The organism is Sphingomonas sp. GW821-FHT03E12, from assembly GCF_059420685.1.
Genome location: NZ_JBWKUF010000001.1, coordinates 891,079 through 912,152 on the forward strand (window position 1 = coordinate 891,079; position 21,074 = coordinate 912,152).

15 protein-coding genes are annotated in these 21,074 nt (G+C 67.0%); 12 read left to right on the forward strand and 3 right to left on the reverse strand.

Annotated elements, in window-relative coordinates:
* Window positions 1-183: 183 nt before the first annotated feature.
* The 12 genes from AC07TU_RS04415 to AC07TU_RS04470 all read left to right on the forward strand — a co-directional run bounded on the left by AC07TU_RS04415 (window position 184) and on the right by AC07TU_RS04470 (window position 16,670).
* Window positions 184-2,343: a chondroitinase-B domain-containing protein gene (locus tag AC07TU_RS04415; protein ID WP_495186681.1), complete on the forward strand. Its 2,160-nt coding sequence runs from the start codon at window positions 184-186 to the stop codon at window positions 2,341-2,343.
* A complete protein-coding gene (locus AC07TU_RS04420) occupies window positions 2,340-4,514 on the forward strand; it encodes an alginate lyase family protein (protein WP_495186682.1) in 2,175 nt (724 codons plus the stop codon). Before AC07TU_RS04415 ends, AC07TU_RS04420 begins: the two co-directional genes overlap by 4 nt.
* Window positions 4,511-5,782 carry an MFS transporter gene (locus AC07TU_RS04425; RefSeq protein WP_495186683.1) on the forward strand — a complete coding sequence of 424 codons (1,272 nt, stop codon included), beginning with the start codon at window positions 4,511-4,513 and terminating at the stop codon, window positions 5,780-5,782. The genes AC07TU_RS04420 and AC07TU_RS04425 overlap by 4 nt, the downstream gene beginning before the upstream one ends.
* 9 nt (window positions 5,783-5,791) lie before the next feature.
* The gene (locus AC07TU_RS04430; protein WP_495186684.1) at window positions 5,792-6,544 is read left to right on the forward strand and encodes an SDR family NAD(P)-dependent oxidoreductase; all 753 of its coding nucleotides are present in this window, start codon (window positions 5,792-5,794) and stop codon (window positions 6,542-6,544) included.
* Window positions 6,544-7,392 carry a rhamnogalacturonan acetylesterase gene (locus AC07TU_RS04435; RefSeq protein ID WP_495186685.1) on the forward strand — a complete coding sequence of 283 codons (849 nt, stop codon included), beginning with the start codon at window positions 6,544-6,546 and terminating at the stop codon, window positions 7,390-7,392. The genes AC07TU_RS04430 and AC07TU_RS04435 overlap by 1 nt, the downstream gene beginning before the upstream one ends.
* A gap of 103 nt (window positions 7,393-7,495) precedes the next feature.
* Window positions 7,496-10,372, forward strand: a complete 2,877-nt coding sequence (locus AC07TU_RS04440) for a TonB-dependent receptor (protein WP_495186686.1) — start codon at window positions 7,496-7,498, stop codon at window positions 10,370-10,372.
* Window positions 10,373-10,464: 92 nt separating this feature from the next.
* Complete coding sequence (locus AC07TU_RS04445) at window positions 10,465-11,211, forward strand: FadR/GntR family transcriptional regulator (RefSeq protein WP_495186687.1); 747 nt, start codon at window positions 10,465-10,467, stop codon at window positions 11,209-11,211.
* A 177-nt stretch (window positions 11,212-11,388) separates the two neighbouring features.
* Complete coding sequence (locus AC07TU_RS04450; protein WP_495186688.1) at window positions 11,389-12,963, forward strand: aldehyde dehydrogenase (NADP(+)); 1,575 nt, start codon at window positions 11,389-11,391, stop codon at window positions 12,961-12,963.
* A 148-nt stretch (window positions 12,964-13,111) separates the two neighbouring features.
* Window positions 13,112-14,176, forward strand: a complete 1,065-nt coding sequence (locus tag AC07TU_RS04455) for a fumarylacetoacetate hydrolase family protein (protein WP_495186893.1) — start codon at window positions 13,112-13,114, stop codon at window positions 14,174-14,176.
* Window positions 14,177-14,956, forward strand: coding sequence for a D-xylose 1-dehydrogenase (gene xylB / locus AC07TU_RS04460; protein WP_495186689.1), 780 nt, complete (start codon window positions 14,177-14,179; stop codon window positions 14,954-14,956).
* Entirely contained in the window at window positions 14,956-15,843 is an 888-nt protein-coding gene (locus tag AC07TU_RS04465) for an SMP-30/gluconolactonase/LRE family protein (RefSeq protein WP_495186690.1), read from the forward strand. The genes xylB and AC07TU_RS04465 overlap by 1 nt, the downstream gene beginning before the upstream one ends.
* Window positions 15,840-16,670 (forward strand): aldose 1-epimerase, encoded by an 831-nt coding sequence (locus AC07TU_RS04470; RefSeq protein WP_495186691.1) that lies wholly within the window; start codon window positions 15,840-15,842, stop codon window positions 16,668-16,670. The genes AC07TU_RS04465 and AC07TU_RS04470 overlap by 4 nt, the downstream gene beginning before the upstream one ends.
* On the opposite strand, the gene AC07TU_RS04475 is transcribed toward AC07TU_RS04470, so the two are convergent.
* From AC07TU_RS04475 to AC07TU_RS04485, 3 genes are all read right to left on the reverse strand, one after another.
* Entirely contained in the window at window positions 16,667-18,445 is a 1,779-nt protein-coding gene (locus AC07TU_RS04475; RefSeq protein ID WP_495186692.1) for an IlvD/Edd family dehydratase, read from the reverse strand. The two genes, AC07TU_RS04470 and AC07TU_RS04475, sit on opposite strands and share 4 nt — an antisense overlap.
* Complete coding sequence (locus AC07TU_RS04480) at window positions 18,442-19,842, reverse strand: sugar porter family MFS transporter (RefSeq protein ID WP_495186693.1); 1,401 nt, start codon at window positions 19,840-19,842, stop codon at window positions 18,442-18,444. Before AC07TU_RS04480 ends, AC07TU_RS04475 begins: the two co-directional genes overlap by 4 nt.
* A gap of 79 nt (window positions 19,843-19,921) precedes the next feature.
* The gene (locus tag AC07TU_RS04485; RefSeq protein WP_495186694.1) at window positions 19,922-20,971 is read right to left on the reverse strand and encodes a LacI family DNA-binding transcriptional regulator; all 1,050 of its coding nucleotides are present in this window, start codon (window positions 20,969-20,971) and stop codon (window positions 19,922-19,924) included.
* Window positions 20,972-21,074 lie beyond the last annotated feature (103 nt).

The window sequence follows — 21,074 nt, forward strand, 5'->3', positions numbered from 1 at the left end:
CTCCCTGCCGAAGCGTGCGCATGCCGCGCCCGTTCGGCGCAAAAGTCAATGCACTGCCTGTGGCGGGCAGGCTCCGGTCAAAGCGTAACATACCAATTGAGATGAGTGGTATAATCACCTCTTGAACAGTTCATGCCACTTGGTTAGTCCAATGTGCAGAACAGATCGAAGGGAGTGGACGGCATGCGGGCAATGGGAGCGCTGATCACCTGCGTGCTGCTGGCGCCGGCTCCGGTTCTGGCCGCCGACCATCTGGTCCGCGATCAGGCTGCCTATGCCGCCGCGGTCAAGAAGGCCGCGCCGGGCGACCGCATCCTGCTCGCCGATGGCGAATGGCGCGACTTCCAGATCGTGTTCACGGGGCAAGGCACACAGGCGAAGCCGATCACGCTCGCCGCGCAGACCCCGGGCAAGGTGATCCTGTCGGGTCAGTCGAATCTGCGCATCGGCGGCGCGCATTTGGTGGTGTCGGGCCTCGTCTTCCGCAACGGCTGGTCGCCCACCCGCGAGCTGATTGCCTTCCGCCGCGACTCGAAGACGCTGGCCAGCAATGTGCGGCTGACCGAAATCGTCGTCGATAATTTCACCAATCCCGATCGCCGCGCCGAGGATATCTGGGTCGCGATCTATGGTGCCGACAACCGCGTCGATCACAGCTGGTTCGCGGGCAAGGGCAATGCCGGGGTCACCCTCGCGGTGATCCGGCCCAAGGGCCAGCCCGATGCGAACCGCGCGCGGATCGACCATAACTATTTCGGCCCCCGCCCCCCGCTCGGCTCCAACGGCGGCGAGACGATCCGCATCGGCACCAGCGACGAATCGCTCAGCGAGTCGAGCAGCGTCATCGAGAACAACTGGTTCGAGCAATGCGACGGCGAAGTCGAAATCGTCTCGATCAAGTCAGGCGCCAACATCATCCGCGGCAACATGATCATCGAGTCGCAGGGCGCGATCGTGCTGCGCCACGGCAACGGCAACCTGGTCGAGCGCAACGTCTTCCTCGGCAAGGGCAAGCCCAGCACCGGCGGCATCCGCGTGATCAACCGCGACCAGATCGTCCGCGACAACTATCTGGAGGGCGTCACCGGCACCTCGTTCCTCAGCGCGATCGCGGTGATGAACGGCGTGCCGAACTCGGTGATCAACCGCTATCATCAGGTCGCCAACGCCCGGATCGAGCGCAACTCGATCATCGAGGCGGCACGCATCACCTTTGGCGCGGGCGCCGATGCCGAGCGCAGCGCCCCGCCGATCAACAGCTGGTTCGAGCGCAACCTGATCGCCAATGCCGACGGCAAGGACATCGTGCGCTTCGAAGGCGCCGTGACCGGCATCGCGTTGGCCGGGAATGTGAAGCAGGCCGTCAAGCTCGAGCGTGCCGCCAATGGCCTGCTCTATCCCGCCGATCCGTCGGTGAATGCGGGCGCCCCGCGCGATCTGGTTGTGCTGAAGCGTAGCGAGACGGGCCCGGCCTGGTATCCGAAGGATGCGCCCGCCACCGCGGCGGGTCACGAGATCGCGGTCCCGGCCAGCGAAGGCGCATTGGCCAAGGCTGTCGCGACCTCTTCCGCCGGTGACACCGTCAGCGTCGCCGCCGGCACCCATCGCGTGACCCAGCCGATCGCGATCGCGCACCCGCTGACGATCGCCGGGCCGCGCGAGGCGGTGATCGAAAGCGCAGCCTCCACCCTGTTCCAGCTGCTCCCTGGCGGCAGCATCGTCCTTCGCGGCGCGACCCTCTCCGGCGCCGCCTCACCGACCGCGGCGGGCAACGCGCTCGTGCGTGCGCCGCAGTCGGTGAGCACTTTGAATTACAGCGTGACGCTCGACAGCGTGGCGGTGCGCGACCTTACCACGCCCGGCTATGATGTGTTCGCCGCGACGCCGGCGACCTTCGCGGACAGGGTCGAGATCCGCGCGTCGAGCTTCGCCAAAGTCTCCGGCGCGGTGGTCGCCGCGGCGGCCGAGACCGGCAGCAAAGGCCTCTACAGCGCCGAGCGGGTCGAGATCGCCGACAACAGCTTCGCCGACGTTGCGACCATCGCCGATGTCGCCAGGCTCGGCACCGACGAAAGCACCTTCGGCCCGCGCTTCATCATGACCGGCAACGCCGTGGTGACCGGCGGTGCGATCCGCCTGTCGGGTGTCCAGTGGGTCGAGATCGCGCACAACCGCTTCGCCGATGCGGCCGGCATCGATGTCGCCAACAGCGTCGGCGCGCCGGTGGTGCGAATCGCCGACAACCGCTTCGCCGCGACGCCCGAACCGCGCGTCACCAACCTCTACAAACAGGGCAAGCCCGACGTGACGCTGAGTGGCAACATCGCGGTGGCGCGGCCATGATCCGCGCCGCCTTCCTCGCCGCGCTGCTTGCGACTGCCGCGCCCGCCCTGGCGCAGGACGCCGCCCCGGTCCTCGCCAGCACCGAAGCCTATCGTGCCATGGCGATCGAGGGTGCCCGCGCGCCGCTGTTCGCGCGCGAGCTGGCGTCGGCGAAGAAGTCGGTCGAGGCGGGGATCCGCGCCGGGATCGACGTGCCGGTGCCCAAGGATCGCGGCGGCGGGCCGACGCATGAGCGGCACAAGGCTAATTACAAGCTGATCCAGATGGCCGGGACGCTCTATCGCGTCACCGGCGACAAGCGCTACGCCGACTATGTCCGCGACATGCTGCTGGCGTACGCCAAGCTCTATCCCGGCCTCGGCAAACACCCCGCCGCCGCCAATCAGGTGCCCGGTCGGCTGTTCTGGCAGAGCCTCAACGACAGCGTGTGGCTGGTCCATGCGATCCAGGGCTATGACGCCGTGCGCGGCGAACTGACGCCGGCCGATCGCAAGACGATCGACGACAATGTCTTCCGCCGCATGGCCGCGTTCCTGACCGGCGAGCCGACCACCTTCGACCGCATCCACAACCATTCGACCTGGGCCAATGCCGGGGTCGGCATGACCGGCTATGTGCTGCGCGACAAGCTGCTGGTCGAACAGGCGCTCAAGGGCAGCGACCGCTCAGGCAAGGTCGGCTTCCTGCGCCAGCTCGACCTGCTCTTCTCGCCCGACGGCTATTATGCCGAAGGGCCCTATTATCAGCGTTACGCGCTGCAGCCCTTCGTCGTGTTCGCACAGGCGATCGCGGACAATGAGCCCGAGCGGAAGATCTTCGACTATCGCGGCGGCATTGTGCTCAAGGCGATCCGCACTGCGGTGCAGACGACCTACGCGGGCTATTTCTTCCCGATCAACGACGCGATGCCCGACAAGAGCCTCAAGACCGAGGAACTCTATCAGGGCGTGGCGATCGGCTACGCCGCGAGCGGGGACGCGGGGCTGCTCGGGATCGCGGAGTGGCAGAACAAGGTCGCACTTTCGCCGCAGGGGTTCGCGGTCGCGCGCGATCTCGCCGCGGGCAAGGCGAAGCCCTTCGCCTTCGCCTCGACGCTGCTGCGCGACGGCCCCGACGGCAAGGACGGCGCACTCGCCATCCTGCGCTCGGGGGCCGAGGACAAGGCGCAGGTCGTCGTCGCCAAGAACACCGCCCAGGGCATGGGCCATGGCCATTTCGACAAGCTCAACTGGCTGTTCTACGACAATGGCAATGCGATCGTGACCGATTACGGCGCGGCGCGCTTCCTCAATATCGAGGCCAAGGACGGCGGGCGCTATCTGCCCGAGAATGACAGCTGGGCGCAGCAGACCATCGCCCACAACACGCTGGTGGTGAACGAGACCAGCCATTTCGAGACCAAGCTCGCGCCCGCCGAAAAGGCGGCGCCGGTCCAGTTGGCGTTTCAGGGCGAGGGGCCGGCCCGCTATTCGATCGGTGAGATGGCCGGCGCCTATCCCGGCGTCAGCTTCCTCCGCGCGCTTGTGCAGCTCGACATGGGCAAGAGCGCGCCGCTGGTGCTCGACTTGCTCACCGTGAAGAACGCGGCCAAGGCAACCTACGACCTGCCGCTGCACTTCGCCGGGCACATCATCGACACCGATTTGAGGCTCGCCTCGAACGTTGCCGCGCGGCCGGTGCTGGGGAAGGCGAACGGCTATCAGCACCTTTGGGTCGATGCGACCGCGCCCCTCGCGAACGGGCAGGGCCGGGTGACCTGGATCACCGATGGCCGCTTCTACACCTATCGCATGGCGACCGCGGGCGCGCAGGTGATCCTCGCCGAGAGCGGCGCCAGTGATCCGCGCTTCAACCTGCGGCGCGAGCCGGTGGTGATCCAGCGGCTTCAGGGCGTGGGCGATGCGGTGTTCCTCAGCCTGATCGAACCGCACGGCCGCTACGACGCCGCGACCGAGACCACCACCAACAGCCGCAGCGCGGTGGCCGGCCTCAGCATGACCGAGACCAGTGGCGCGCGCATCGCGACGATTTCGCTCACCGGCGGGCGGCAGATCCTTGTCGCCATCGCGGCGGATACCACAGCGGACGAGGCGCACAGCGTCACCGTGAACGGGCGCAAGCTCGAATGGCGCGGACCGGTCGGCCGGTTCGACGGAGAGGCAGGCAAATGAAATCGGGTTTCCGCTGGTGGATCATCAGCCTGATCGCGGTCGCGACCGTGATCAATTACATCGACCGCAACGCGCTCGCCGTGATGTGGCCCGCGGTCGCCAAGGATATCGGCGCCGGCAAGGAAGATTATGCGCTGCTGGTGACCATCTTCATGGTCTTCTACGCGCTCGGCCAGTCGCTGTTCGGCAAGATCTTCGACGTGGTCGGTACCCGCATGGGCTTCGCCATCTCGATCATCGTCTGGTCGCTGTCGATCGCGGCACATTCGATGGTCCGTTCGATGGCGATGCTCGGCGTGCTGCGCGGCACGCTCGGGATCAGCGAAGCGGGCAACTGGCCCGGCGCGGCCAAGGCCAATGCCACCTGGTTCCCGCGCTCCGAACGCGCCTTCGCCCAGGGTATCTTCAACGCTGGCGCCTCACTCGGCGCGATCGTCTCGGCGCCTTTGGTCGCGATCCTGTTCGGCTTTGTCGGCTGGCGCACCACCTTCCTGATCGTCGGCGTGCTCGGCTTCCTGTGGCTGCTGCCGTGGCTGTGGGTCTACAAGTCCGATCCCGACGCGCATCCGTGGCTGAGCAAGACCGAGCGCGAGCATATCCTCGGCGCAAACGAGCGCGTCGATGGCGACGCCAGGCCCGCGGGCTACGCGCCGTCGATGGGCCAGCTGCTGCGCCACAAACAGGCCTGGGCGGTGATGGCCGGGCGCTTCTTCCTCGACCCGATCTGGTGGCTGTTCGTGTCGTGGCTGCCAATCTACCTCAACGAAAGCTTCGGCTTTGACGTCAAGCAGATCGGCATGTTCGCCTGGGTGCCGTTCGTCGGCGCGATGGCGGGATCGCTCTCGGGCGGCTGGCTGTCGGGCAAGCTGATCCAGCGCGGCTGGAGCGCGGACAAGGCGCGCAAGCTCGCCATCACGCTCGGCTGCATCATCATGCTTCCGGCGCTGCTGCTCACCGCGACCGCATCGACCCCGCTCTATGCGGTGCTGCTGATCGCGGCGATCCTGTTCGGCTTCCAGGTCGCGATCAACAACATCCAGACATTGCCGAGCGACTGGTTCGGCGGCGGCGCGGTCGGCTCGCTCGCGGGGATCAGCGGCACTGCTGCGGTCGCGGGCACGCTGGTCACCACCTGGCTCGTGCCGGCGATGACCAAGACGAGCTTCGCGCCGATCTTCATCCTGGGCGCGGCGCTCGTGCCGCTCTCGCTTCTTTGCATCTGGCTCGGCGGCCGGATCGAACCCGTTCAACCCAAAACCGAAGAATAAGGGGCTTACATGCGTTTCAAGGACAAGGTCGCGATCGTCACCGGCGGTGGACGCGACATCGGCAAGTCGATCTCGCTGCGTCTCGCCAGCGAGGGCGCCAAGGTCGTCATCAACTATCGCAGCGACGAGGCGGCGGCCAAGGCGACGCTCGACGAAATCGAGGCGGCGGGCGGCACCGCACTGCTCGCGCGCGCCGATGTGACCAAGGCCGATGAGGTGGCTGCGCTGGTCAAGGCCGCGACCGACGCGTTCGGCGGCAAGGTCGACATCCTCGTCAACTGCGCGGGCGGCATGGTCGCGCGCAAGACGCTCGCCGAGATGGACGAGGCGTTCTTCGACACGGTGATGGACTTGAACCTCAAATCCGCCTTCCTCGTCACCAAGGCGGTGCTCCCGCACCTCGAAAGCGGTGCGGCGATCGTCAACATCGCCTCGCAGGCCGGGCGCGACGGCGGCGGGCCGGGCGCGAGCATCTATGCAGCGTCCAAGGGCGCGCTGATGACGCTGACGCGCAGCTGGGCGAAGGAGCTGGGGCCGCAGGGCATCCGGGTCAACGCGCTGAACCCGGGCCTGATCGGCACCAGCTTCCACGACATCTTCTCCAAGCCCGAGGGCCGCGCCGCGGTCGCCGGCAACACCCCGCTGCGCCGTGAAGGCCATCCGGACGAGGTCGCGGCGGCGGTCGCCTTCCTCGCCTCGGGTGACGCCTCGTTCCTGACCGGCACGAACGTCGACATCAACGGCGGGCTGGCTTTCTCGTGATGCGGGTTGCGCTCGCCGCCGCCGCACTGGCCCTGGCTCCCGCCGCGCTCGCGCAGCAGGCGCGCGAGCGCACCGACGCGCCGCCGCTCGAACCCTACAAGGTCGTGCTGGTCGGCGATTCCACCATGGCCCCGGCCAGCGGCTGGGCCTCGATCTTCTGCGCCCGGCACGTCAAGTCGTCGGTCGCCTGCCTCAATGTCGGGCGCGGCGGCCGGTCGACGCGCAGCTATCGTCAGGAAGGAAGCTGGGGAATCGCGCTCGCCGAGGCCAAGGTGCCCGGCTACCGCGCCAGCTATGTCCTGATCCAGTTCGGCCATAACGACCAGTCGACCCGGCCCGAGCGCTGGACCGACCGGACGACCGAGTTCCCCGCGAACCTGCGCAAGATGGTCGAGGAGGTCCGTGCGGCGGGCGCGATCCCGGTTCTCGTCACCCCGCTGACGCGGCGCGAGTTCAAGGACGGCAAGCTCGACAACACGCTCGACGCCTGGTCGGAGGAGGTGCGCAAGGTCGCGCTCGAGACAAAGGCGCCTCTGGTCGATCTCAACCGGCGCAGCGCGGCGGTGGTGCAGAAGCTGGGCGCCGAGGAGTCGATGGCGCTCGCCCAGGCCGAGCCGACTGAGGAGGAGCGCGCCGCGGCCAAGGCAGGGACGACGCTCAAGCCGCGCGCGGCCGAGGAAGCGCGGCTGCCCGATGCGCCGGTCAAGGCCGGCGGGCCGCGCGGCCAGCACACGCGCAAGTTCGACTACACCCATGTCGGCGAGACCGGCGCGGGCGTGTTCGCGAAACTGGTCGCCGACGATCTCGCGCGCGCCGTTCCGGCGCTGGCCTCGCAACTCGTGCCGTAAATTGGTAGGACCAATTTACCGATAGTGGCATGAGAGATCGGTTGACAACTGGTTGGCAACCGGCAAGTGTGAATTGACAAGATTGGACTCAGGGAGAGGACGAATGGGTAAGCCGGCAACCGCCGTGCGCTCGGCGCAGCTTCGCGCTTGGTTGATGGGAGGCGCGGCGCTTTCGCTGTTCGCCGCGACGCAGGCGATGGCGCAGGACGCGCCGCCTGCCGAAGCCCCGGCGGACGAGGAAGAGCTGGTCATCACCGGCATCCGCGAGACCCTTCGGACCTCGATCGACGTCAAGAAGCGCGAAACCGCGATCGTCGACGCGCTGTCGACCGACGAGATCGGCGACCTGCCGGCGCTGTCGGTGGGTGAGGCGATCCAGACGATCACCGGCGCGACCACACACCGCGAAAAGGGCGGCGCGTCGGAAATCGCGCTGCGCGGCCTTGGCCCGTTCCTCTCCAATTCGACCTTCAATGGCCGCGACGCCACCAACGGATCGGGCGACCGCTCGGTCAACTTCAACCAGTTCCCCTCGGAGCTGGTCAACAACATCAAGATCTACAAGACGCAGCAGGCCAATCTGGTCGAGGGCGGCGTCGCCGGCACGATCGACATCGGCACGCTCCGCCCGCTCGACTTCGGCAAGACCCGCATCCAGGCCGAGATCAAGGGCAATTACAGCCCCTATCAGGACAAGGTCGTCGGCTCGTCAGCCTGGGGCTGGCGCGGGACCTTGTCCTATGTCGACCAGTATAAGCTGGGCGGGCTGGGTGAGATCGGCATCGCGATCGGGGTGCAGCGCAACAGCACCAACAACCCCGAAGAGACGGTCGCGGGCAGCTCGACCTGGACCGCATGCAATGCGACCATCGTCGTCGCCAACAACAATTGTACCGCGGTCACGCCGGCACAGGCTGCGGCGGGGACGCCCTATTTCCTCGCCCCCAATGCGATGACCTGGCGCCAGATCAGCGAGACCGATCAGCGCGACGCGGTCTTCGGCGCGATCCAGTGGCGCTTCTCGGACTCGCTCGAGCTCAATATCGACGGGCAATATTCGGACCGCACGTTCGTCGAGAACCGGCGCGACCTGAACATCTCGGAGATGCGCTACGGCCTCACCAACGTCGTCTATGATTCGAACGGCGTCATCCAGAAGATGAATGGCCTCAGCTCGATCGAGTCGACCGCGTCGAACCTCGAGCGGTCCGAGGAATATCTCGGCGGCGGTGCCAATCTGCGCTGGAAGGCGACCGACCGGCTGACCCTGGCGCTCGACGGTTCCTATTCGCGCACGATCCGCACCGAGATCGAACGGCAGGTGCGCCTGCGCACCGACCCGTTCGACATGAACGGCACGCGCACCGCGATCAACAACCAGCGCATCCCCTACACCTATGAGGTGAAGCCGGGGAACTACGCGCCGAGCATCACCTTCGATCCGCGCTTCGATCCGAACAATCACGCGCTGTTCTGGGACGATGCTCGCGCCCGCCGCGACGAATCGCGCCGCCAGAACGAGATCTGGGGCGTGCGGCTCGACGCTGACTACAAGCTCGACGGGTTCCTCACCAACATCGCGGTCGGCGGGCGCTGGGCGCAGCAGACCTATGCCGATTACGACGTGCGCAACGAGTTCAACCTGAACCCGTCGGGGCCGCCCCAGGCAGGCCGTGAGGATGCGCGGATCAACATGCTGTGCCGCACGCAGTTCCCGCAGACCGGCTTCCTCGAACAGGCGCGCGGCAACACCATCACCAGCTGGGCGACCTTCGACCCGCTGTGCCTGATGCGCGAATATACCGGGTCCGAGGATCCGGGCCGCCCCGCCGAAATGCGCTCGCCGGTCAATCGCGATGTGACCGAGAAGACGCTGGCCGGCTACATCATGGCCGAATATGCCGGCGACCTCGGATCGATGCCGGTTCGCGGCAATTTCGGCGTGCGCGTCGTCAACACCAAGGTGACCTCGATCGGCCTGCGCAGCGCCTTCACCGTGGTCAACAATCCCGATGGCACCATCTCGCTCACGCCGACGCCGAACACGTTCGACACGGTGACACTGCAAAGCGAGACGACCCGCTTCCTGCCGAGCGTCAACGCGATCTTCGAGCTTCAGCCCAACCGGCTGCTGCTGCGCGCCGCCGCCTATCGCGCAATGTCACGCCCCGCGCCGAGCGCGCTGGGTGCGGGCCGCACCTTTGTGCTCGATTCGAGCGGCACGACGATCGAGGATGCGATCAACGAGATCCGCGCCAATGGCAGCCCGGCGCTGCGGCCGCTGATGTCGTGGAACGGCGACCTTGCGCTCGAATATTATCCCAACCGGGATTCGCTCTTCTCGGCGACGGTCTATTTCAAGGAGTTCAGCGGCGGGTTCATGCCCGTGGTCGGCAACGAGACTTTCAGCATCGGCGGCCGCGACGTCAGCGTGCCGGTGATCCAGACCGCCAACAGCCCGGACAAGAGCCAGCTCTGGGGCGTCGAGATCACCCTGGCCAACCGCTTCTCGTGGCTGCCCAAGCCGCTCGACGGGTTCGGCGGCAAGGTCAGCTACAATTATGCCGACACCAATTTCGAGAATGAGGACATCCTGCTCGGCGAGATCTTCAACCCCGTCACGGGGGTGACGACGCCGCGGATCGTGCCGCCCGCCGCCCTGTCGGGCTATTCCAAGCACGTCGTCTCGGCCCAGCTCTATTACCAGCTCAAGGGCTTCTCGGTTCAGGGCATCTACAACTACCGGTCGAACTATTATCAGGACTTTGTCGGCGGCAATACGCAGCTGCGCTACGTCCGCGGCAACGAGACGTTCGATCTGCGCGCCTCGTACGACATCAATCGCAACGTCTCGCTGCGGTTCGAGGCGACCAATATCTTCGACTCGCCCAAGATCACCGACATGCCGGTGCAGGGCAGCATCCGCCAGTATCATTATTACGGACCGCGTTACTTCATCGGCGCGCGCGTCCGGCTCTAACGCCGTGTCCGGCCTTCCGAACCAATTGCCTATTCCAAACGGCGTGCGGGTAAGGCATTCGGAAGGCCGGATCGGATCGAACAGAGGAATACATGGCCGAACGCCGCCTGTTTCAGGAAGTCGCTGAGCGCATCGCCGCGATGATCGAAGGGGGAAGCTATCCCCCCGGATCGCGGCTGCCCGGCGAGCGCGAGATCGCCGAGCAGCTCGGCGTCAGCCGCGTCACCGTGCGTGAGGCGGAGATCGCGTTGCAGGCGCGCGGGATGGTGACGATCAAGACCGGATCGGGCGTCTATGTCACCGACGCCAAGGCCGCGCGCGGCGACGAGCCCCCCGCGGTCAGCGCGTTCGAGTTGACCGAGGCGCGGTCGCTGTTCGAATCCGAAGCGGCGGCACTGGCGGCCTCGACGATCACGCCCGAAACGCTCGACCGGCTCGATGAGCTGCTCGAGATCATGGGCCGCGACGATGGCGATGATGCCAAATCGACCGAGGCGGATCAGGAGTTCCACCTGCTGATCGCATCGGCGTCGGGCAATCAGGCGATCATCCATGTCATCAAGTCGCTCTGGCGGATGCGGACCGAAGTGCCCGAAGTCCGCACCACCTATGCCAGCGTCTGCCAGCATGACGGCCGCACCCGCCAGCGTGAGCATGGCGCGATTGTCGATGCGCTGCGCGCCGGGGATCCGGGTGCGGCGCGCGTCGCGATGCGCGGGCATTTCAACCGGCTGCTCGAAGCGATGCTCGATGCGACCGAGGAGCGCGAAATCTCCGAATTGCGGCGCAAGGCGGCCGAAAGCCGCGAGCGTTTCCTGATGAGTGCCCGGTTGCGCTGAAACCAGCGCTGAAAACGCAACGATCGCATACTGGCGCCGCGCCCGCGCAGAGGCTAGAATGTGATAGCGCTATCATGCGCGCCCGCCCGGCTTGAAAATTCGTATGATGTTTGTAGATGGGCGGGGTGAATGAGGCCGTGCGCGTTGGCCCGCGGCCGTCCTGCGACGGAGACGATCATGGAATTGACGGGCGGACTCTTCATCGGCGGCGAGCGCCGTCAATCGGATGCGCGCTTCCACGCCTATGATCCCGCCACCGGGGCTGACATCGCTGATGCAGGCTTTGCGGGCGCCAGTGAGCAGGACGTGGCGGACGCCTGCGCCGCTGCCGAGGCTGCCTTTCTTCCCTATTCGAGCAAGCCGCTGGAGGAACGTGCCCGCTTCCTCGAAACCATCGCCGACGAGATCGAGGCGCTGGGCGATGCGCTGATCGAGCGCGCTTGCCGCGAATCGGGCCTGCCCGCCGCGCGCATCACCGGCGAGCGCGGACGCACCGCCAACCAGCTTCGCCTGTTCGCGAAGGAAGTGCGTGACGGCGCCTGGCAGAAGCTGCGCATCGACCATGCCGATCCGGCGCGGACCCCGCCCAAGCCCGACCTGCGCCTGCGCATGATCCCGCTCGGGCCGGTCGTGGTGTTCGGCGCCTCCAACTTCCCGCTCGCTTTCTCGACCGCAGGCGGCGACACCGCCTCCGCGCTGGCGGCGGGCTGCCCTGTGGTGGTCAAGGGCCACCGCGCGCACCCCGGTACCGCCGAGCTGATCGCGACCGCGATTGCGCGCGCGGTCGAAAAGTGCGGCATGCCCGCGGGCACCTTCTCCATGGTCAACGGCACCTCGCGCAGGGTGGGCGAGGCGCTGGTGGCCGATCCGCGCATCCAGGCAGTGGGCTTCACCGGATCGCGCGGCGGTGGCGAGGCGCTGATGCGCATCGCTGCGGCGCGGCCGCGCCCGATCCCGGTCTATGCCGAAATGGCTGCGATCAACCCCGTCATCCTGATGCCCGAAGCGCTCAAGGCGCGCGGCACCGCGCTGGCCGAAGCGTTCGTCGCCAGCCTGGCGATGGGCGCGGGCCAGTTCTGCACCAACCCCGGCCTCGTGATGGGCGTGGACGGACCCGAGCTTGACGCCTTCATCGCCCGTGCCGGCGAAGTGCTCTCGGGTCAGGCAGCGCAGGTGATGCTGACCGACGGCATCTGGGAGGCGTTCGAGAACGGCAAGGCGAAGCTCGCGGGCAGCGCGTTCGTCACGACGGTCGCCGAGGGCGTCGCGCCCGAGGGGCCGAACCGCGGCCGTGCGGCGCTGTTCAGCGTGGCGGGCAAGGACTTCCTCGCCGATCCGGTGCACCTGCACGAAGTGTTCGGCGTCTCTTCGGTCGTGGTGCGCTGCGCGAGCCTCGACGAACTCAAGGCGGTCCTGGGCGAGCTGGAAGGCCAGCTGACCGCGACGCTTCAGGTCGATGCGGGTGACTATGCCGCGGCGCAGGACCTGTTGCCGGTGCTCGAGCGCACCGTCGGCCGTGTCATCGCCAATGGCTGGCCGACCGGCGTCGAGGTGACGCATGCGATGGTCCATGGCGGCCCCTATCCCTCGACCTCGGACCCGCGCAGCACCTCGGTCGGGACGCTGGCGATCGACCGCTTCCTGCGGCCGGTGAGCTATCAGGACATGCCCGACGCGCTGCTGCCTGCAGCGTTGCGCGAAGGCGGGCAGACCGGCACGGTCGCGCGGATCGACGGCGCCTGGACGATCTGAAGTCGCGCCCCCTTGCGGGCGGGCAGGAGTGATGATAGCGCTATCATCACCCGTTTCCAAACGGGCGAAGGAGAGAGTTGTGCCTGAAGCTTTTGACGTGTCGGCGCTGCCCGCGGATGCCGGGCAGGCGGTGCTTGCCGGCCGGGTGATGCTGAGCGACGGTCCGGTGCCGGTTATCGTGCGCGAAGGCCGCGTCTATGACGTGTCGGCGGTGGCCGCGACGACCGCGGATCTGTTCGACCTGCCCGATCCGGCAGGCGCTGAGGGCCGCCATCTCTGCGATGTGACCGATCTGACTATCGGCGGCGGTGCCTATGCGCTGCTCGCGCCGATCGATCTCCAGTGCGTCAAGGCGTGCGGCGTGACCTTTGCGGTTTCGGCGATCGAGCGGGTGATTGAGGAGCGCGCGCGCGGCGATGCGAGCCAGGCCGCGGCGATCCGCGCCGAACTGGAGGAGAAGATCGGCGGTGGCATCCGTTCGGTCGTGCCGGGTAGCGAGGACGCTGCGAAGCTCAAGGCCGCGCTGATCGAAGCAGGCATGTGGTCGCAATATCTGGAAGTCGCGATCGGCCCGGATGCGGAAGTGTTCACCAAGGCGCCGGTGCTGTCCTCGGTCGGCTGGGGCGCAGAGATCGGCATCCGGTCGGATTCGAGCTGGAACAACCCCGAGCCGGAGGTGGTCGTCATCGCCAACGCCGCGGGCAAGGTGATCGGCGCGACCTTGGGCAACGACGTGAATCTCCGCGATTTCGAGGGGCGCAGCGCGCTGCTGCTCGGCAAGGCGAAGGACAATAACGCCGCCTGCGCGATCGGGCCGTTCGTGCGGCTGTTCGACGGCAGCTTCACCATCGACGACGTGCGCAATGCCGAGCTCGATCTGCTGATCGAGGGGCCGGAAGGCTATCGTCTCGAGGGGCACAGCTCGATGAACCAGATCAGCCGCGATCCGCTGGAGCTGGTCCGGCAGACCTTGTCGGAGCATCAATATCCCGACGGTTTCGCGCTGTTCCTCGGCACGTTGTTCGCGCCGGTGCAGGATCGCGACGACCCCGGCCGCGGCTTCACCCACAAGGTCGGCGACGCGGTGCGAATCCATTCGCCGAAGCTCGGTACGCTGGCCAACCGCGTCACCACGTCGAAGGATGCGGCGCCCTGGACCTTCGGTATCCGCGACCTTTATCGCAGCATCGCGGCGCGGCGGGAGACGGTCTGAATGACCCACCCGGCAGCCAGGTCCGCCGCTGCGGTCTATCCGAGCCTCAAGGGCAAGCGGGTGCTCGTCACCGGCGGCGGTTCGGGGATCGGCGCGGGCATTGTCGAGGGGTTTGCGCGGCAGGGCGCCGACGTCACCTTCTTCGACATTGCCGAAACGGAGTCGCAGCTGCTGGTCGAGCGGTTGAGCGCTGACGGGCACAAGGCGTGCTTCGAACGCGTGGACCTGACCGATGTCACGTCGCTTCAGGCGGTGATCGCCCGGCTGATCGATCGGTCGGGCGGGTTCGACATTCTCGTCAACAACGCCGCCAATGACGACCGCCATTCGATCGACGAGATCACCGAAGCCTATTGGGACGAGCGGCTGAGCGTGAATCTCAAGCACATCTTCTTCTGCGCGCAGGCCGTGGTGCCGGCGATGCGCGCGAAGGGCGGCGGGGCGATCATCAATCTCGGCTCGATCTCCTGGCACCTCGGTCTCAACGACCTCGTCTTGTACCAGACCTGCAAGGCCGCAATCGAAGGGCTGACGCGCAGCCTGGCGCGCGATCTCGGCCGCGACGGCATCCGCGCGACCTGCGTCATCCCCGGCAATGTCCGCACCCCGCGCCAGCTCAAATGGTACACGCCCGACGGCGAAGCCGAAATCGTCACCGCACAATGCCTTGACGGACGCCTCGCGCCCGAAGACGTTGCGGCGATGGTGCTGTTCCTCGCCTCCGATGACGCGCGTCTGGTGACCGGGCACAGCTATTTCGTGGACGCGGGCTGGCGCTGATGGGCGTCGTGCTGAGCGCTCCTCGATCGGTCTGGGGGCTCGGGGCGCCGTTGCTCGAAGGACCGGTCTGGGTGCAGCGCGACGCGGCCTTGTGGTTCGTCGATATCAAGTCGCGCAAGATCCACCGGTTCGATCCCGCGAGCGGCGACAAGCGCAGCTGGGACGCGCCTGCACAGATCGGCTTCTGCCTGCCCGCCGCCAACGGCAAGTTCGTCGCGGGGCTCCAGACGGGGCTTGCGGTTTTCGATCCCGCCGATGGCAGCTTCACGCCGCTGACCGATCCCGAACCTGCCTTGCCGGGCAACCGGCTCAATGACGGCACGGTCGATCCCGCCGGGCGGCTATGGTTCGGCACGATGGACGATGGCGAGCGCGAAGTGACCGGGTGCATCTATCGCCTTGGCACCGACGGCCGCTGCGTCGCGGAGACGGCGGCGGTGAGCATCTCGAACGGTCCGGCGGTGAGTCCGGATGGGCGGATGCTCTACCATGTCGATACGCTGGGCGGGGTGATCCATGCCGCGGCGGTCGGCAGTGACGGAACGCTGGAGGATTCGCGCGTGTTCGTGACGATCCCGAATGCGGAGGGCTTTCCCGATGGCCCCGCGGTGGATGCTGAGGGCTGTGTGTGGGTCGGTCTCTACAATGGCGCGGCGGTGCGGCGCTATTCGCCGGCGGGTGAACTGCTGGAAGTGGTCGAGTTCCCGGTCGGCGCGATCACTAAGGTCGCGTTCGGCGGGCCTGACCTGCGCACCGTCTATGCCACCACTGCCAACAAGCATCTCGATGCGGACGGCCGCGCGGACCAGCCGAATGCAGGCGACCTGTTCGCGTTCGAGGTGTCCGTTCCCGGCGTGCCGGGAACCGAGGTTTCGGTCGGGCTGTGAAGCTTGAGGCGCATGGCTGGGAACTGAGATTGTTGCCGGAGGTCGGCGGTGCAATCGGGGCGTTGCGGCACGAGGGGTATGATGTGCTGCGCTGCGCTCCTGAGGGCACAACGGATGTGCTCGCCACCGGCTGTTTCCCATTGGTCCCCTATGCCAACCGGATCGCGTATGGGCGGTTCGAATTTGATGGGCAGCCTTATTCGCTGCCGCTCAACTTTGGCGATCATCCGCACAGCCTGCACGGGCTGGGCTGGCAGTCCGACTGGGCGATCGCGGAAGCGGCTCCGGATCGCGCAGCACTGGTTCATGCGCATGACGGCGGCGCGGGCTGGCCCTGGGCTTACCGGGCGGAACAACGCTTCGTGCTGGCCCCGGGCGAGATGCGGGTAGAGCTGTCGCTGACCAATTTGGCAGATACGCCAATGCCCGCAGGACTTGGACTACATCCCTATTTCCCATGCGATGCGGACACCTGCCTGACCTTCAGCGCGGAGCGGGTGTGGCTGGCGGACGAGACGATGCTGCCGATTGAGCCGGCAATGGCGGAACATTTCGGTGAGTGGTCGGTGACCGCGCCCGTCGCGGGCGTGACGTTGATCGATAACGCCTATGATGGTTGGGACGGGGTTGCGGGGGTCGGACAGCGCTGGGGCGGGTTTGCGATGTCCGGTGAAGGCGCGAACGTGCTGCACCTCTATCGCCCGCCGGGCGCGGACTTCTTCTGCGCCGAGCCGGTGAGCCATCTGCCCGATGCGATCAATCACGGCGGGATGGGCCGCCTCCAGCGCGGTGAGACCTGCGCGATGGCGATGAGGTTGCGCGCCTAGTGGTTGTGCCGCGGTACCTTCTCCGAGGTGCCGCGATATTTGACCGCAAACTCCAGCACGCCGCCGGTCGACAGCTGGCCCGTCTTCTCGCGGTACAGCTCTTCCCACGGCGTCTGGCTTGCGGGGACCGGGGGCGCGGGCTCGGTCTTGCGGCGGGCGATCTCGGTTTCGTCGACCAGCGCGTCGCAGCTGCCGGCGTTGAGATCGATCCGGATCATGTCGCCGGTGCGCAGCCAGGACAGGCCGCCGCCCGCCGCGCTTTCGGGCGAGGCGTTGAGGATCGACGGGCTGTCCGACGTGCCCGACTGGCGCCCGTCGCCCAAGGTCGGGAGACTGGTGATGCCTGCCTTCAGCAGCGCGTCGGGCGGCTGCATGTTGACGACTTCGGCCGAGCCGGGCCAGCCGAGCGGGCCCGAGCCACGGATCACGAGGATGCAGCCGGCGTCGATGTCCAGCGCGGGATCGTTGATGCGGTGGTGATAGTCGTCCGATCCGTCGAACACGATCGCGCGGCCCTCGAACAGCCCTTCGCGGCCGGGGACCGAGAGGTAACGGGCACGGAACTCGTCGGAGATCACGCTGGTCTTCATGATCGCGAAGTCGAACAAATTGCCCTTGAGGACGAGGAAGCCCGCAGCCTGTCTGAGCGGGGCGTCGAAGGGCAGGATCACCTCTCGGTCGGTGGCGGTGCGGCCCGCGAGATTCTCCGCGATCGTCCGGCCAGTGACGGTCAGCGCCGATCCGTCGATCCTGCCCGCATCCAGTAGCTCGCTCAGTACCGCCGGGATGCCGCCCGCACGGTGGAAACGCTCGGACAGATATTTGCCAGCCGGCTGCATGTTGACGAGCAAGGGCAGGTCGTATGCCGCCATCCAGTCCTCGGCGGTGATCTCCACGCCTGCGTGCCGTGCCATGGCGACGATATGCGGCTGGGCGTTGGACGAGCCGCCGATGGCGGTGGTCAGCGCGATCGCGTTGCGGAAGGCGGCGGGGGTCAGGATCTTCGACGGGCGCAGGTCCTCATACGCGATCTCGACTGCGCGGCGGCCGGTCTCGTAGGCGATCTGCCCGCGTTCGCGATAGGGCGCCGGGATCATCGCGCAGCCGGGCAGCGACAGACCGAGGCCCTCGGCGATCGAGTTCATGGTCGATGCCGTGCCCATCGTGTTGCAATGGCCGGCCGAGGGCGCGGAGGCCGCGGCGGCGTCGAGAAACTCGTCCTCGCTGATCTCGCCCGCGCCGAGCTTGCGCCGGGCGCGCCAGATGACGGTGCCCGAGCCGACCAGCTCGCCGTCATGCCAGCCGTCGAGCATCGGACCGCCCGACAGCACGATCGCGGGGATGTCGACAGTGGAAGCCGCCATCACCTGTGCGGGCGTCGTCTTGTCGCAGCCGGTGGTGAGCACGACCGCATCGATCGGATAGCCGTTGAGCAGCTCGACGAGCCCCAGATAGGCGAGGTTGCGGTCGAGCGCCGCGGTGGGCCGGCGGCAATTCTCGAAGATCGGATGGACCGGAAATTCCATCGGGATCCCGCCCGCGTCGCGGATGCCGTCGCGCACCCGCTTTGCCAGATCGAGATGGATGCGGTTGCACGGGGACAGGTCCGACCCGGATTGCGCGATGGCAATGATCGGCTTGCCCGAGCGCAATTCCTCGGGCGTCAGGCCATAGTTCATGAACCGCTCGAGATAGAGCGCGGTCATGTCGCTGCGGCCCGGCGCGGCGAACCATTCGCGCGAGCGGAAGGGGCGTGCCGGGGTGCGTGTCGTCATCCCTGCATGTCCTCGAGCTCCACGCCCTTGGTCTCATGGATGAACTTCTGGACGAGGAAGAAGCTGATCACCGCGCATACCGCGTAGAAGCTGTAGCTGACGGCAAGGCCGAGGCCCGCGGCCATGATCGGGAAGCTCTGCGCGATGAGATAGTTGGAGAACCATTGCGCGAAGCCGCACACGGCGAGTGCCGATCCGCGGATCTGGTTGGGGAACATCTCGCCCAGCATCACCCACATCACCGGACCCCAGCTGACGTTGAAGAAGATGACGTAGAGATTGGCGGCGATCACTGCGATGATGCCGAGCTGCTGCGACAGCACGAGCTTGCCCTGCGCGTCGAGCGAACCCTGGCTGAACGCGAAGACCATCGCGAACAGGGCGACGGCCATGCCCGCCGATCCGATCAGCAGCAGCGGCTTGCGCCCGATCCGGTCGACCAGCGCGACGGTGACGAAACAGGCCGCGATCGAGACGAGACCCGAGCCGATGTTGATCAGCAGCGCGTCATTCTCGGTGAAGCCGGCGAGCTGCCAGAGCGTCGCGCCGTAATAGAAGATGACGTTGATGCCGACGAGCTGCTGGAACACGGCGAGCAACAGACCCGCCCAGACGATCGGCCGCACACCGCCCTTCACCGGGTCGAGGATATCGCGCAGCGTGGGGCGGTGGTCCGAAAAGCTCGCCTGGATTTCGGTGAGCTTCCTCGCCGCAGTCTCCGCCCCGAACAGGCTGGTGAGGACGCGTGTCGCCTCTTCGTTGCGACCCTTGGAGACGAGGTAGCGCGGGCTTTCGGGGATGAAGAACAGCGCGATCAGGAACACGGTCGCCGGGATCGCCTGCATCCAGTACATCCAGCGCCACGCCTCATACCCGCCCCAGAAAGGGTTGGTGGAGGCGCCCGCGGTCTTCGCCAGCCAATAGTTCACCACGAACGCGGCGGTGAGGCCCGAAATGATCATGATCTGCTGGACCGTGGTCATCCGCCCGCGGATATTCGCCGGGGCGACCTCGGAGATATAGGCGGGCGAAAGCACGCTCGCCGCGCCCACCGCCATGCCGCCCGCGATCCGCGCGACGACGAAGATCCATTGTTCGTGGCTGAATCCCTGGATCAGCGCGCCGATCAGGAACAGCACGGCAGTCAGGATCATCACGTTGCGGCGGCCGATCAGGTCGGCAAGCCGGCCGGCGAGGAAGGCGCCGATGAAACAGCCGATCAGCAGCGACCCGACGGTGAAGCCCAGGCCGCCCTCGCTCAGGGCAAAGGTTGATTTGAGGCCGTCCTGGGTGCCGTTCACGGCGCCGCTGTCATAGCCGAACAACAGGCCGCCGATCGTCGCGACCGCGACGATGGCGATGATCAGCCCCATATTGGCGCGGCTTGCCTCGTTCATCCATCCCTCCCGACTGCGCTTGACCGCGCATTGTTAGCGGTAACTTATGTCGCCGCAGCGATCCGCCGGCAAGTGCAAACTAACGGGTGTGCGGTCCTGCGGATTCGCGCAGCACGAGTTCGTAGGGCAGCACCTCTTCCTCGGTCGCCTCGGTCTCGCCGGGCCGCTCGCGCACGCGGCGCAGCAACATGGTGATCGCGGCCTCGGCCATCGCTGAGATGGGCTGGCGGATGGTGGTGAGCGCAGGCCAGATGCTGGTGGCGATCGCGGTGTCGTCGAAGCCGACGATGCTGAGATCGCCCGGCACGTGCAGCCCGTGGCGGTGCGCGACCCCGACTGCGGCGGCGGCCATATCGTCGTTCGACGCGAAGATCGCGGTCGGCGCGCCGGGCGCGGCAAGGATTCGCTCGGCGGCGTCGATGCCCGATCGATAGGTGAACAGCCCCTGCTCGATCCGCGCGGATGCGGGGTCGATCCCTGCTTCTTCGAGTGCCGCGACGAAGCCGCGGTGCCGCTCGGCGCTCGCGACCTGATTGGGATGACCCTTGATGAAGCCGATCGTGCGATGGCCAAGCTCGATCAGGTGGCGGGTCATCGCGCGCGCGGCCTCGAAATCGTCGATCCGGACGTTGAGCGTGCCCGCCTCCTGCGATCCCATGGCGATCGCTGCCCAGGGGATTCCGGCCTGGGCGAGTGCGGTGCGCACCACCGCGGATTCGGAGAGCGGCGGCGGAAGCACCACGCCGCGCACCCGGGCATCGATCAGCTGGCGTACCGCCTCTGCCTGTGCCTGCGCGCTATCGTCCTCGCAGGCCTCGAGCACAAGGTGGCTGCCCGCGCGGCGGGCGGTCTCCAGCGCGCCGATCAGGAACTGGCTGAGATAGCCCGCTGACGGGTTCGCGTAGAGCAGGCCGATCTGGGCAGCCCCGCCTGCCGCGAGCGAGCGCGCGGCGGCGTTGGGGCGGTAATCGAGCTGTTCGACCGCGGCGAGCACGGCCTTGCGCGTGTCCGCGCGCACATTGGTGCCGCCGTTCATCACGCGCGAAACGGTCATCGCGGAGACGCCCGCGGCGCGGGCTACATCCTGCACGGTTACGCCGCCCATGGTCTTGCGTGTCGAACGGCTCATTCAAATCTCCCGCGCACGGAATATGGGCGCGATGCGGACATTGCAATCGGGCGGCCCGGGATGGAACCTGCGGCACTGTGGCGGCTTGAAGTGGGAACCGCCG